Origin of the sequence: Lentzea sp. NBC_00516 (genome assembly GCF_036346835.1) — a bacterium.
GTDB lineage: Bacteria > Actinomycetota > Actinomycetes > Mycobacteriales > Pseudonocardiaceae > Lentzea > Lentzea sokolovensis.
This window is the reverse complement of record NZ_CP107840.1, coordinates 9,186,854-9,199,838: the sequence shown is the minus strand read 5'-3', so window position 1 is coordinate 9,199,838 and position 12,985 is coordinate 9,186,854. Positions and strand designations below refer to the sequence as shown.

The window sequence follows — 12,985 nt, the reverse complement described above, 5'->3', positions numbered from 1 at the left end:
CAGTCTACCGGCGGTCAGGTCGCTGATCGGGCTGACCAGCCGTGACGGCAGACACGAACTCCTCAGGCCACGGATAGGTCCGCAGGCCTTCCTCGACGTCCTCGGACGGCGCGTCGATGCGGCGCGGCGTGATCTCGCGGGTGGTCCCGAAGTCCGGGTGGCCGAGCTTCTGCCTGATCTCGTCCTCCGACGGGCCACCGGCCCACTCGACGAACCAGGCCCCGCCCATCGGAAGTGCTCGCAACCAGCTCGCGTCATGCCACAGGTGTACCCGGCGCAGAAGAGCGCTCCCAGTGGCCGCTTCGGCGATCTCGTCGTCGTTGCCGCCACCGTCGGTGTACTCGACGCCGCGGTGCTCGTGCATCCAGCGCACGTAACGCATGCCGAGTTCCCACGCCTGCTCGTCGACGCCGGTCAGCACGACGCCGGCGTCTCCGGTGGTCAGCTCGGCCGACCGCCGGTACTGCCGGTGCTCGAGACCGGCGACGCCCATGCCGAACCCGCCCTCGGTGCGCGGCAGCAGTTCGAACAGCAACGGGCCGAGAGCCCTGTCGCTCAGGTGCAGCTTCAGGGGCTCCCCCGGTTCCACGGTCCGGAACGCGTGGGCGGGCCTGATGATGCTCGCGGGCGGCATCAGCTGGAGCATGCTCGCGGCGGCGCAACCGGCGACCAGCACCTTGGCTTCGAGCCGGCGCTGGGCCTCGGTGGCAGCTTCGGGCAACACGGAGTCCCCGTCGCGGACGGCCGGGACCGCCTGGGACAGGTTCTCGCCCGTGTAGGTGCGCCGCAGATCGGCGAGCTGGTCCGTGGTGGACAGACGTGCCATGACAGCAGTCCTCGTTTCCGCCGCCCGGCTCGGCCGACAAGGACGCATGTGTCACGCGTCTACGTGGTCAGTTCGCTTCAGCGAGCAGGAGTTGCTGAACACTGCGGCGGAGAGTGCCGCTCACTGCCGGGGAGCGGCTCCAGCCTCACGTCTGCTCGGACGCCACGAACCACGTTACCGGACCGGCGCACCTGGTTTTCCGCGCTAGTCGGCGCCCACGATCAGCTTGTACTTCACGTCGACTTCCTTGCCGTTCGCGGAGCCCCGGATCACGAGCTCGTGCTCACCGGAGGAGGGAGGTGCGATCCACGCGTACAGACCACAGCCGACCGAGTTGATCCGGCCCGCCGACGTGCCGTAAGGATTGCCCGCGCGCGCTTCGTAGGTGAACGGCGTGGCGGACACCCTCGTCAGCGCCTGCGTCGAGCCGTTCATCAGCACCTCGCCCTGCGCGTTCTTCATGAACTTCTCGCAGCCCGCGACATCGGTCGCGAGGTTCACGACGGGCGCGAGCAGCGGTTTGGAGGCGGGGACGCGGCACTGCCGCTCGACCGGGTCCTCAGCGAGCGACCCGGCGAGCAGCCAGACCTCGACGGGCTGGTCACGCATGCAGTAGCGCCCGGAGGTGTCGGACACCGGGTTGCTGTTCGAGGGCTGGGAGGCCCAGGTCCACCAGCGCGCCTGGAAATCGGCGGGCGCCAGTTTGTCCGAAGTGGACGTTGGAGTTGCGGGGGGTTGTGCCGCCATTTGCGCGTTTCCGCCACAACCGGCGAGCAGAACAACCAAGAACAGCAGGACAATCCTCACTGGTTCTCGCGTCCCTTGCGTCGTTGTTCCTCCGCGCGCTCACGGCAGCGGCGCAGGAACTCCTGATCGTCGTCAGCATCGGTGGCCGAGAACCGTCCCGGCCGGTCGTACTCGGGAAAAGCAGAAGTACCGCGCTCGTAGGCCGCGAAACGCGCGCGTCCGGCCCCCACCACCGGACGGCCCGCTACGAGCCACGCGATCGAACCCACCAACGGGAACAGCAAGACCAGAAGAAGCCACATCATCTTCGGCAGATTGCGAACCGAGCCTTCGTCGGTCGTGATCACGTCCACGACTGCGAAGATCGTCAGCCCTATCATCAGCACTCCGAACAGCCCACCGAAGTACAGCATCTCCACCCCCAGGTCATGCGGTCGCCGCACATCGTGGCACAAGGGGCCACTCCCTGAACACAGTTCATCCGTCAATCAACCTGGGGCCAATTCACGAAGCCGTGAATCCTTCGAAACAAAAGCCGCACGGAGGCCGGAAATGCCGTCCCGCGGCGGGCGGGCCGTACCAGACGGAACCTCGGGTGCAGCACGTCCCGTTCGGCCGTCAGGTCCACCACCGCTGTCGGCCGACCCGCGCAACCAATTCGTCCCGCGGGAGGAAAAGACGCGGCGAACACGCCGAATTCGGTGCCCTGCCACACCGGCCCGAATTGCGTTTCGCTCGATTCGAACGAGGTTTCGCGGACCGGAACGTTCACACCGTCCCAGGTGGACTGGACAACGTGACGGAACTCCGGTTCGAGCCGTTCCGCGCCTGACCCTGAGCACCAGACCTGCTGCGCACCCGTTGTCCAGGCAGTAAGCGAGCCTTAGCGTCGGACGCATGCCCAAGGGTGCCGAGAGCTTGCTGACCGTCCTGGCCGCGCACGACGTCGAGGTGGTGTTCGGCCTGCCCGGTGTCCACAACCTCGCCATCTGGGAGGCGCTGGGGAAGCACCCTGGCATCCGCATGATCGGCGTACGCCACGAACAGACAGCGGTCTACGCGGCAGACGGCTACGCACGCGCCACGGGCAAGCTCGGCGTGGCGGTCGTGACCACCGGCCCTGGTGCGGCGAACACGCTGGGCGCCACCGGTGAGGCCTGGGCGTCGGGCAGCCCGGTGCTCGTGATCGCGACGGACATCCCGTCGACGCTCCGGCAGCCCGGCGTCTACCGCGGCGTGCTGCACGAGACGCGCGACCAGAAAGCCATGTTCACGCCGGTCACCAAGGCGTCGTTCGACGTGCCTTCCGCACCGGAGCTCGCCGCGTACACCGACAAGGCTGTCCAGCAGGCAACCCAAAGCCCGCACGGCCCGGTTTACCTGGGCGTCCCAACGGACTTCCTGTCCGCCGAGGTCCCGCACCACATCGTCACGAAGATCGCGCCGGCTCACGCGGTGGCCGACCTCACCGAAGCCGAGAAGCTCATCGCCGGTTCCGAGAGGCCGTTGATCTGGGCAGGCGGCGGCGCGGCACGATCCGGCGCCGGACCCGCGATCGGCGCGTTGGCCGCCAAACTCCAAGCACCGATCATCACGACGTACGGCGCACGCGGCCTGACGGACAGCCCTCACGTCGTGCGGGGCCCAGTGCACGCACCGCCCGTCGGAAAGCTCTGGGACGACGCCGACCTCGTGATCGCGATCGGCACCGACTTCGACGGCATGATGACCCAGAACTGGTTGCAGCCGAAGCCGCGAGCTTTGCTGGCCGTCAACATCGACAAGGCCGAAGCCGGCAAGAACTACCCGGCGGAGGTCACGATCGAAGGCGACGCGGCCACCGTCACCACCGCACTCGTGGCCGGCGTGACCGCCAAACAAGCCACAGTCGACGTCGACGCGGTCAACGCCGAGGTACGCGCGCTCGCCGAAGCCGACTCCCCCGAGGCCATGAAACTGTTGCGGGCACTGGAAGGCACCGACGCCACGATCGTCGCCGACATGTGCATCCCCGGCTACTGGATCGGCGGCTTCCACCACGTCACCAAACCTCGCGGTCTCGCCTACCCGGTGGGCTGGGGCACGCTCGGCTTCGGTTTCCCGGCGGCCATCGGCGCGGCCGTCAGCCACCGCACGATCGCGGTGGTCGGCGACGGCGGCTTCCTCTTCGCGTGCGGCGACCTCGCCACGCTCAAACAGGAAGGCCTGCCGCTCACCATCGTGCTCGTGGACGACGGCGGCTACGGCATGCTCCGCTACGACCAGCAGATCGCGAACCACACCATCAGCGGCGTCGACCTGACCCGCCCGGACTTCGCGAAGCTCGCCGAGAGCTTCGGCATCCCGGCGGTCACCCTGAACGGCTTCGACGACCTCAGGTCCGCTCTGGACGAGGCTTCCGGCCCGTCCATGATCGTGGTCAACGCGAGCCTCAAGCCACCGATCACCACCTCCCCGCGCTGGTACCGCAAAAACGCCACCTGATCAGGCACCTCCTGGGTACCTTCCCGTTCATGGGACGTGGGCTGGGGATCGTGCTCGCCGTGCAGGCGGTGGTGCTGACCGCGTTGTCGGGCCGTTACGGCTTCCACCGCGACGAGCTCTACTTCATCGCGGCGGGCAAACGCCCCGACTGGGGCTACGTCGACCAGCCACCGATCACCCCGATCCTCACCCGCCTGACGACAGCGGCGTTCGGCGAGACCCCGGTCGGCCTCCGCGTGGCCGCCACCCTCCTGGCCCTGGCGATCACGGTCGTGGTCGCCTTGATCGCCAAGGAACTGGGCGGCGGCTCCACGTTCGCGGCCGCAGCCTCGGCAACGTCGACGTTCGTCCTGGCCGTGAGCCACATGCTCTCCACCGCCACCGTGGACCTGCTGATCTGGACGCTCATCGGCTACTTCGCGATCAAGCTCCTCAAGTCCGGCGACGGCCGCTGGTGGCTCGCCCTGGGCGCGACCGCCGGTGTGGGCCTGGCCAACAAGTGGTTGCTGCTCTTGCTGCTGGCAGCTCTGGCGATCGCACTGCTCGCCGTCGGCCCGCGCACCGTCCTGCGCACCTGGTGGCTCGCCGCCGGTATGGCCGTGTGCGCCGTGATCGCCGCTCCAGCCGTGATCTGGCAGGCAATGCACGACTTCCCACTGCTCACCGTCGCGCGCGGCATCAGCGAGGACGACGGCACCGAGAACCGAATCATGTTCGTCCCGATGCAACTCCTGATGCTGTCACCACTTCTGGTCCCGGTGTGGCTCATCGGCTTCCGGAACCTGTGGCGCGACAGGACCTTCCGCTCGATCGCACTCGCCTACCCGATCCTCTGCGCACTCTGCCTCATCACCGGCGGCAAGCCCTACTACGCGGTCCCGCTACTGCTGGTCCTGATGGCGGCGGGCGCACGCCAAGCGCAGGAATGGCTGTTGCGCCGCAAGGCGATCGGCAGCGTTCTAGTGGCCCTGAGCGTCATCCCTGCGTTGGTGGGCTCGCTACCGATCCTGCCGCCCAGCGCACTGGGCCCGGTCATCGCCATCAACCCCGAGCAAGGCGAACAGGTCGGCTGGCAAGAGCTAGCTATGACCGTCCAGGACGCCTGGTTCGACAACGACCGCCCCGTCGTCATCACCCGCAACTACGGCCAGGCGGGCGCGATCGAGGTCTACACCGAGATCCACACCTATTCCGGCCACATGTCCTTCTACGACTGGGGACCTCCGCAGCCGACCAGCACCAAGGTCCTGCTCGTCGGCTTCAGCCAGCCGCCGTTCAACGACTGCAAGGTCGTCGCCCAGCACCACAACCCCGTGGAGAACGAAGAAGACGGCACGGAGATAAAGCTGTGCACGGCCCCAACGGAACCATGGGAATCCTTCTGGCCGAAGCTACGCCACTACTACTGAACAACATTGACCACTTAGGACGTTGGACGCGTTCCAACACCGACCCCTCTTAGGCTGAATTCGGTCGAACCTGTTGGAAATACTCGATGTCTGGCTCTAGCTTCATTTCATGCCAAAGAGAGACTCCACGGTGCGTGGGCGAGAGTTCGGCGCGGGCATACGCGCGGCCATCGAAAGCGCGGGCCTGACCGGACGCGGCGCCTCGCAACTCGCCGGCTGGGATCCCGCCAAGCTGTCCGACCTGATGAACGGCAAAGGCGGCATCAGCGAGCACGACCTCATCCGCCTGCTGGGCATCTGCCGAACCCCGCTCGAGGAGTCCGAACACCTGGTGACGATGTTCCGGGAGGCCGAGCGTTCCGGCTGGTTGCAGGTCCACGGCGAACGCCAGCCGATCATGCCTCGCACGATCGGCGAGCACGAGGCGGTTGCGACAGAACTCCTCTGCTGGAGCATGAACCTGATCCCCGGCGCACTCCAACTCCCCGACTACATGCGGGCTTTGATCGAGGCCAACCCGAACTCGCCTGCCGAGGAAGCAGACTCACGTGTGACCGCACGCTCCGCGCGGCAACAGGTGTTGATCCAGCGCCGCTGCACGATGACCTTCTACATCCACGAGCAGGCGCTACTGCTTCTTGTCGGCGGACCGGAAGTGATGTCCGATCAGCTGGACCACCTGATGACCATGGACAAGCGGCCGTACATCTCTTGTCGAATAGTGCCCGTCTCGGCCGGTGCGCACGCAGGACAGGCCGGTTCCTTCACGCTCATGAAGTTCGACAAGCTCGACCCTGTCGTCTTCATCGACGCCGAGAACCACGGCGTCTTCCTGGACGACAAAGCTTCAGCCAAGGCTTACACGAACATCCTGAAGTCACTCGATCGGACTGCGTTGGATGCGGAACAATCCAGGGAGTTGATCGAACGCATCGCCCTGTGAGGAGACTGCCAGATGACTGAATGGCGAAAGAGCAGCTACAGCGCCAACGGCACCGACTGCGTGGAGATCGGACGTGGCGTCGGCGTGCGGGACAGCAAGGCTCCGGCTGCCCGTATCGCGCTCGGAACTGATGCGTGGACCGCGTTCCTCGCCGCCACGAAGGCTGACAAACTCGCCCGGTGACCCGAAACTGGCCCGAGAAGCTCGCCACCGACGAAGGCGTGCTCGCCTGGGAGTTCCTGGACTTCCTCCGCAGGACCGCCGTGCTCAAGGTCGACGGCCTGACCCGCGACCAGGCAGCGGCGGCCCCGATCGCCACGTCCCCGAAACTGACGGCGCTCGGCCTGCTCAAACACCTCACCGCCGTCGAGCGGTACTGGCTGTGCATCGCGGGCGCGGGTCTCGACCTGCCGTCACTGTGGAAGGGCGACCCGGACCCGTCCTGGAACCTCGAAGACGACGACACCCCGGCGTCGCTCATCCAGGCCTACCGCGAGGAATGGGCGAATGCCGAGGCGCTGAAGAAGCTGGACCCCAACGCCACGGCGGCCGACGGCGAGCGCACCGTGCGGTGGATCCTGGTCCACGTCGCGCAAGAAACCGCACGTCACGTGGGCCATCTGGACCTGCTCCGTGAACTCGCGGATGGGCAGACCGGCGAGTAGCGCGACTACGAGGGCAGGTTTCGCCTGACCACAACGGGACCAGCGGGCCACCAGGCCGCGTACTCAGATTCGGCGAGTCACGGCTGATTTATGTAGCCACCCACGGTGTTCTGGCACACCTCTTGCAGTGCGGCTACCGCGTCGCGCAGCAGCGGGTTGGTGTTCGCGGTGCGGTGCACCACGTGCACATGCCTGCGCAACGGCTTGTGGCGCAACGGCATCACGTGCGCGCCTGCCAGCTCCCGGTAGCCGAGCGCGGGCACGAGCGCGACGCCTACACCGGCCGCCACGAGTGATTGCACGACCTCGTAGTCGTTGCTTCGGAATGCGATCTTGGGGCCGAAGCCCGCCGCCGCACAGAGGCGGGTGAGACAGACCGCGCCGGAGGTTCCGTCGCGCGAGGCGATCCAGCGTTCGTCTTTGAGGTCTTCGAGTTTGACGTTGTTCTTCGCGGCAGGATGGTCCGCCGGGACCATCACCAGGAGCGATTCGTCCAGCAACGGCACCACGGTCAGTTCTACCGGCCACGTTCGCGGCACGAGGTCGTACACGTACACCAGAGCGAGGTCGAGCTCACCGGCCAGCACGAGCGGCAGCACGTCGTCCGGCTCCGCCTCGTCCAGGCGGATCTCGGCTCCGGGCAGATCCGCCTGCAGCCTCGCCAGCACCTTCGGCATGACCCGCGAACTCGCCGTGGGGAACGTGCCGATCCGCAGGCGCCCGCGCAGGCCCTGCACCATCGCCTTCACCTCGTGCTCGAACCCGTCGAACGCGGCGAGCAGCTCGCCGCCGCGGTCCGCGATCAGCAGGGCGGTGCTGGCAGGCCTGATCGAGTGCGCCTCGCGCTCGAAGAGCGTGACGCCGACCGCCCGCTCGAACGCCGAGATCTGCTGCGACACGGCCGACGACGTATAACCGAGACTGCGCGCGGCCTCCGCGAAGGAACCCGTCTTCACGACCTCGACGAGCGTGCGCAGATGAACCGGATTGAGCACCAGCGCAGCTTACGCTCGACGTAGCGAGGTTTCATTCTGCAACCTCTGGCGGATTCCGCCGGCACCTACCAGGGTGGAGGCATGCCCTACGTCTCCACGAACCCGTCGAACACCTCCGACGTGGTCACCGAGATCGAGCTCGGGACCAGCCGCGACTTCGTGGCCGCCGCACAACGCGCCAAGGCCGCACAACGCGCCTGGGCACGCGTGCCCGCGCCCGTGCGCGGCCAGGTCATCGGCAACATCGGCCGCCTGGTCGAAGCGAACTTCGAACCCCTCTCCCAGCTCGTGACCCGCGAGATCGGCAAGCCGATCGCGGAGGCCCGCGGCGAAGTGCAGGAGATCGTCGACACCGCCAACTTCTTCGTCGGCGAGGGCCGACGCCTCTACGGGCAGACGGTCCCTTCGGAGATGCCGGACAAGCAGCTCTTCACGTTCCGCAACCCGGTCGGCGTCGCGGCGATCATCACCGCCGGCAACTTCCCGGTCGCCGTGCCGTCCTGGTACATCATCCCGGCGTTGCTGTGCGGCAACTCGGTCGTGTGGAAGCCCGCCGAGTACTCCGCCGCGTCGGCCCAGGCCTTCTACGACGTGTTCCAGGCCGCCGGCATTCCGGCCGGCGTGTTCGAGATCGTCTTCGCCGAGGGCTCGGAGACGTTCGACGGACTGGAGCAGTCGCTGCGGCAGGGCCTCGTCGACAAGGTCGGCTTCACCGGGTCCAGCGAGGTCGGTGTGCGCATCGGCGAACTGTGCGGACGCCACCTCCAGACGCCGTGCCTGGAACTGGGCGGCAAGAACCCGATGGTCGTCACCGAGGACGCGGACCTCGACCTGGCCGTGCAGGGCGCGCTGTTCGCCGGCTTCGGTTCCGCGGGCCAGCGTTGCACATCGCTCGGCACGGCGATCGTGCACGAGTCGGTGTACGACGAGTTCCTGACCAGGTTCGTCGAGGCCGTCGCCGGCGCCGCCGTGGGCGACCCGGCCACCGATGTCCTCTATGGACCGTTGCTGGACGAGAAGTTCGCGCTGGCGTACGAGAAGTACCTCGGCTGGATCGGCGAGCACCACACGGTGCACGGCCCGACCGGCCGCATCTCGGCTGCCAGCCCGCGCGACGGCTTCACTGGTGAGAACGGCTTCTTCTACCACCCCGCAATCGTTTCCGGTGTGCGCGACGACGACGAACTGTTCCTGCAGGAGACGTTCGGGCCGCTCGTCGGCGTCATGAAGTACTCGGACCTGGACGAGGCGATCGAGCTCGGCAACAAGCCGGGTTACGGCCTGTCGTGCTCGATCTACACCACGGACCCGAACAAGGCCTTCCGGTTCCGCGCCGGCATCTCCGCCGGAATGGTGAGCGTCAACAACTCGACGTCCGGGGCCGAGGCGCACCTGCCGTTCGGCGGTAACGGCAAGAGCGGCAACGGCTCCCGGCAGTCGGGCGTGTGGGTGCTCGATCAGTTCACCCGCTGGCAGTCCATGAACTGGGACTACTCGGGGAAGCTGCAGAAGGCGCAGATGGACACTCTCGCGATCGAGGCGAACCTTGACTACCGCCTCGCCTGAGCTGCCTGCTCAAGCGGAGGTCGTCGTCATCGGCGGCGGGGTGATGGGCACATCCATCGCTTTTCACCTCGCCGAGGCAGGAGTCCGGGATGTCGTGGTCGTGGAGCGGGATGACCTGGGGTCCGGCTCCACCTGCAAGGCAGCGGGTGGAGTGCGCGCCCAGTTCTCCGACGAACTGAACATCAGGCTCGGAGCTCGATCCATCGAACTGTTCCAGCGCTTTCCGCAGCGCCCCGGGCAGGAGATCGACCTGCACCAGGTCGGCTATCTGTTCCTCCTCTCTTCCGACGATGACGTGACGGCGTTCGAGCGCAACGTCGACCTCCAGAACTCCCTCGGCGTGCGCAGTCGAATGCTGACTGTCGAGGAAGCCCGGCGGATGTCTCCGCTGATCGAGACGGACGGCCTGCTCGCGGCGACCTTCTCCCCGGACGACGGGCACTGCACGCCTGAGTCCGTCGTCCTCGGTTATGCCACCGCGGCCCGCCGATTCGGTGCCCGTCTGCACACCAGAACCACCGTGAGATCGATCGTAGGAACGGGGTCTGACACTTTTCGCGTCGAAACCGACCGCGGCTCCGTTTCGACGCCGAATCTGGTCTGCGCGGCCGGCGCGTGGTCGCGGGAGATCGGTGCGATGGTGGGCGTTGACCTGCCGGTTTCCCCGCTGCGGCGGCAGATCATGTTCACCGAGGCCATGCCGGAGCTACACGATCGGGTGACGCCGTTCACCATCGACTTCGGCAGCACCTTCTACTTCCACCGCGAGGGCCGGGGGCTGCTGTTCGGCATGTCCGACCCGGACGAGACGCCGGGATTCAAGCTGGACATGTCCGACGCGTGGCTGCCCAGGCTCACCGAGGCGATCGGCAGGCGCGCGCCGAGGCTGCTGGACGTGGGCGTGCGCGACGGGTGGGCCGGGCTGTACGAGGTGACGCCGGACCACAACGCGCTGATCGGCTCGGCAGGCCGGTTCTTCTACGCCACCGGCTTTTCCGGGCACGGTTTCCTGCAGGGCCCCGCGGTCGGCGAGGTCGTGCGCGACCTGGTGCTCGGCCGCGAGCCCTTCGTCGACGTGTCCAGTTTGGACGCCTCCAGATTCGCCGCCGACCAGGCTCGGCCGGAACTCAACTGCGTGTGAGGACTGTGATGGACGTACTCGAGCTCATGGACGAGTGGGGGCCGGAGAAGGTCGTCTGCGTGTCCGACCGGCGCACCGGCATGAAAGGTGTGCTCGTCATCGACAACACCGCGCGCGGCATGGGCAAGGGCGGCACGCGGATGACCCCGAACGTGACGGTCGCGGAGATCGCCCGTCTCGCGCGCGTGATGACGTGGAAGTGGGCAGGGGTCGACCTGTTCTTCGGCGGCGCGAAGGCGGGGATCGTGTTCGATCCTTCCTCCCCTGACAAGGAAGCGGCGCTGCGGGCGTTCGCGCGCAGGCTCTCCAACGAGGTGCCGCGCGAGTACGTGCTCGGGCTCGACATGGGCCTCACCGAGCGGGACGCCGCGATCGTCCAGGACGAACTGTCGGACCGCGGCGCTATGATGGGCGCACCGGCTCAACTCGGCGGTCTTCCGTACGACGAGCTGGGCGTCACCGGGTACGGCGTGGCCGAGGTGGCGGACGAACTGATGGAGCTGCGCGGCAAACGCGTGGCGGTACAGGGTTTTGGCGCGGTCGGTGCCGCGGCGGCGAAGCGGTTCGCCGAACTCGGCGCGGTCGTCGTCGCCGTGTCCTCGGTGCACGGAGCGCTGGTCGATGCAGGCGGTCTGGACGTCGCGCGACTGCTGAAGCTGCGGGACGAGTTCGGTGATCTCGCGGTCAAGGAGTACGGCGACGTCCGTGAACTCGGCGCCGAGCTTCGCGTGCCGTGCGACGTGCTGGTGCCGGCGGCGCTGCAGGACGTGATCGACGCGGAACTCGCGGGCGAGCTCGACACCACCCTGGTGGTCGAGGGCGCGAATCTGCCGACTTCCGTTGCGGCGCAGGAGGTTCTCGCGGAGCGCGGGATCGCGGTCGTGCCGGACTTCATCGCGAACGCCGGGGGCGTGATCGCGGCGGCGTTCGCGATGGACGCGCGGTACTCGCCGTTCCCGGTGAACCCCGCGACGGTGCTGGAGGCCGTGTCCTCGAAGCTGAGGGCGAACGCGGCGAACGTCATCGTCGAGGCGAGAAGTCGTGGCACCACGACACATGTGGCGGCGCGCGAGCTGGCGCAGGAACGCGTGCTGGCCGCGATGAGGCTGCGGGGGCGGGTCGCATGAGCTCGCTCGAAGGCGTGGTGATCGCGGACTTCAGCCGGGTGCTGGCGGCGCCGTACGCGACGATGATGCTGGGCGACCTCGGTGCCGAGGTGGTCAAGGTCGAACGGCCCGGCAGGGGCGACGAGACTCGCACGTGGGGTCCGCCGCACTACCAGGACGAGGCGACGTACTTCCTGTCCGTCAACAGGAACAAGACGTCGGTGCAGATCGACCTGTCGACGGAGGCGGGCAGGGAGAAGGCGCGCGAGCTGATCGCGCGGGCGGACGTCGTGGTCGAGAACTTCAAGCCGGGCACCATGAAGAAGTTCGGGCTGGACTACGAGTCCCTCGGGCGGGACGACCTCGTCTACTGCTCGATCTCGGGATTCGGCGCGGGCAAGGGCGCGGACCTGCCCGGCTACGACCTGCTCGTGCAGGCCGTGGGCGGGTTGATGAGCGTGACCGGGCCCGGTCCGTACGAGCCGGTGAAGACCGGGGTGGCGCTGGTCGACGTGCTGACCGGGTTGCACGCGTGCGTCGGAATCCTGGCGGCCTTGCGGCACCGGGAGGCGACAGGGCTGGGCCAGCTCGTCGAGCTGGACCTGCTGACGGTGCTGTTGTCGAGCATGGTGAACCAGAGCGCGGGCTTCACGCTGGCCGGCTCGGTGCCGAAGCCGATGGGCAACCGGCATCCGTCGATCGCGCCGTACGAGGTGTTCCCGACGGCTGACCAGCCGATCGCGCTCGCGGTGGGCAACGACCGGCAGTTCCGCCGATTGTGCTCGGTGCTGGACGTGCCGGAGCTGGCCACGGACTCGCGGTTCGTCACGAACTCCGATCGGGTGGAGCACGTGGACGAGCTGTTCGAGGTGCTCGCGGCACGGCTGCGGACGCGCCCGGCGCAGCACTGGTTCGAGACGCTGACACCGCTGGGCGTTCCGTGCGGTCCTGTCAACGATGTCGCGCGCGCGTTCGCGCTGGCGGAGTCGCTGGACCTCGCCCCGACCGCGACGATCGACGACATGACGCTCGTCGCGAACCCCATCCGCCTGTCGCGCACGCCGGTGACCTACCGGCTGCGCCCGCCGAAGCTGGAGCAGTGA

Annotated in this window: 13 protein-coding genes; 9 read left to right on the top strand and 4 right to left on the bottom strand. The window is 67.5% G+C overall.

The annotated features are described in order from the left end of the window. Positions 1-4: 4 nt before the first annotated feature. The 3 genes from OG205_RS42770 to OG205_RS42760 all read right to left on the bottom strand — a co-directional run bounded on the left by OG205_RS42770 (position 5) and on the right by OG205_RS42760 (position 1,986). On the bottom strand, positions 5-826 hold the full coding sequence (locus OG205_RS42770; RefSeq protein ID WP_330273464.1) for a hypothetical protein: 822 nt from the start codon (positions 824-826) through the stop codon (positions 5-7). A gap of 204 nt (positions 827-1,030) precedes the next feature. Further along, entirely contained in the window at positions 1,031-1,573 is a 543-nt protein-coding gene (locus tag OG205_RS42765; RefSeq protein WP_330273463.1) for a hypothetical protein, read from the bottom strand. Between the two features lie 56 nt (positions 1,574-1,629). After that, positions 1,630-1,986 (bottom strand): PLDc N-terminal domain-containing protein, encoded by a 357-nt coding sequence (locus tag OG205_RS42760; protein ID WP_330278360.1) that lies wholly within the window; start codon positions 1,984-1,986, stop codon positions 1,630-1,632. Between the two features lie 484 nt (positions 1,987-2,470). Between OG205_RS42760 and OG205_RS42755 the strand changes: the two genes are divergently transcribed. The 5 genes from OG205_RS42755 (at position 2,471) to OG205_RS42735 (ending at position 7,074) form a co-directional block, all read left to right on the top strand. Next, positions 2,471-4,057, top strand: a complete 1,587-nt coding sequence (locus OG205_RS42755; RefSeq protein ID WP_330273462.1) for a thiamine pyrophosphate-binding protein — start codon at positions 2,471-2,473, stop codon at positions 4,055-4,057. A gap of 29 nt (positions 4,058-4,086) precedes the next feature. Continuing rightward, on the top strand, positions 4,087-5,466 hold the full coding sequence (locus OG205_RS42750) for an ArnT family glycosyltransferase (protein ID WP_330273461.1): 1,380 nt from the start codon (positions 4,087-4,089) through the stop codon (positions 5,464-5,466). Positions 5,467-5,575: 109 nt separating this feature from the next. Continuing rightward, on the top strand, positions 5,576-6,409 hold the full coding sequence (locus OG205_RS42745) for a helix-turn-helix domain-containing protein (RefSeq protein WP_330273460.1): 834 nt from the start codon (positions 5,576-5,578) through the stop codon (positions 6,407-6,409). Positions 6,410-6,421: 12 nt separating this feature from the next. Beyond that, positions 6,422-6,592 carry a DUF397 domain-containing protein gene (locus OG205_RS42740; protein WP_330273459.1) on the top strand — a complete coding sequence of 57 codons (171 nt, stop codon included), beginning with the start codon at positions 6,422-6,424 and terminating at the stop codon, positions 6,590-6,592. Then, entirely contained in the window at positions 6,589-7,074 is a 486-nt protein-coding gene (locus tag OG205_RS42735) for a DinB family protein (protein WP_330273458.1), read from the top strand. Before OG205_RS42740 ends, OG205_RS42735 begins: the two co-directional genes overlap by 4 nt. Positions 7,075-7,151: 77 nt before the next feature. Here the strand turns inward: OG205_RS42735 and OG205_RS42730 are convergent, their stop codons facing one another. Further along, positions 7,152-8,069 (bottom strand): LysR family transcriptional regulator, encoded by a 918-nt coding sequence (locus OG205_RS42730; protein ID WP_330273457.1) that lies wholly within the window; start codon positions 8,067-8,069, stop codon positions 7,152-7,154. An 81-nt stretch (positions 8,070-8,150) separates the two neighbouring features. On the opposite strand from OG205_RS42730, the gene OG205_RS42725 reads away from it, so the two are divergent. From OG205_RS42725 to OG205_RS42710, 4 genes are read left to right on the top strand one after another with little or no spacing between them, the layout of a single operon-like run. Next, on the top strand, positions 8,151-9,635 hold the full coding sequence (locus OG205_RS42725; protein WP_330273456.1) for an aldehyde dehydrogenase family protein: 1,485 nt from the start codon (positions 8,151-8,153) through the stop codon (positions 9,633-9,635). Between the two features lie 43 nt (positions 9,636-9,678). Further along, positions 9,679-10,776: an NAD(P)/FAD-dependent oxidoreductase gene (locus tag OG205_RS42720; protein ID WP_442916864.1), complete on the top strand. Its 1,098-nt coding sequence runs from the start codon at positions 9,679-9,681 to the stop codon at positions 10,774-10,776. Positions 10,777-10,784: 8 nt separating this feature from the next. Continuing rightward, complete coding sequence (locus OG205_RS42715; protein WP_330273454.1) at positions 10,785-11,903, top strand: Glu/Leu/Phe/Val family dehydrogenase; 1,119 nt, start codon at positions 10,785-10,787, stop codon at positions 11,901-11,903. Continuing rightward, entirely contained in the window at positions 11,900-12,985 is a 1,086-nt protein-coding gene (locus tag OG205_RS42710; RefSeq protein ID WP_330273453.1) for a CaiB/BaiF CoA transferase family protein, read from the top strand. Before OG205_RS42715 ends, OG205_RS42710 begins: the two co-directional genes overlap by 4 nt.

Bases quoted from the DNA above. Each gene is read 5' to 3' on its own strand.
- OG205_RS42710 (WP_330273453.1), top strand. From the start codon at position 11,900: ATGAGCTCGCTCGAAGGCGTGGTGATCGCGGACTTCAGCCGGGTGCTG.
- OG205_RS42715 (WP_330273454.1), top strand. From the start codon at position 10,785: ATGGACGTACTCGAGCTCATGGACGAGTGGGGGCCGGAGAAGGTCGTC.
- OG205_RS42745 (WP_330273460.1), top strand. From the start codon at position 5,576: ATGCCAAAGAGAGACTCCACGGTGCGTGGGCGAGAGTTCGGCGCGGGC.
- OG205_RS42725 (WP_330273456.1), top strand. From the start codon at position 8,151: ATGCCCTACGTCTCCACGAACCCGTCGAACACCTCCGACGTGGTCACC.
- OG205_RS42760 (WP_330278360.1), bottom strand. From the start codon at position 1,986: ATGCTGTACTTCGGTGGGCTGTTCGGAGTGCTGATGATAGGGCTGACG.
- OG205_RS42750 (WP_330273461.1), top strand. From the start codon at position 4,087: ATGGGACGTGGGCTGGGGATCGTGCTCGCCGTGCAGGCGGTGGTGCTG.
- OG205_RS42765 (WP_330273463.1), bottom strand. From the start codon at position 1,573: ATGGCGGCACAACCCCCCGCAACTCCAACGTCCACTTCGGACAAACTG.
- OG205_RS42740 (WP_330273459.1), top strand. From the start codon at position 6,422: ATGACTGAATGGCGAAAGAGCAGCTACAGCGCCAACGGCACCGACTGC.
- OG205_RS42770 (WP_330273464.1), bottom strand. From the start codon at position 826: ATGGCACGTCTGTCCACCACGGACCAGCTCGCCGATCTGCGGCGCACC.
- OG205_RS42755 (WP_330273462.1), top strand. From the start codon at position 2,471: ATGCCCAAGGGTGCCGAGAGCTTGCTGACCGTCCTGGCCGCGCACGAC.
- OG205_RS42720 (WP_442916864.1), top strand. From the start codon at position 9,679: ATGGGCACATCCATCGCTTTTCACCTCGCCGAGGCAGGAGTCCGGGAT.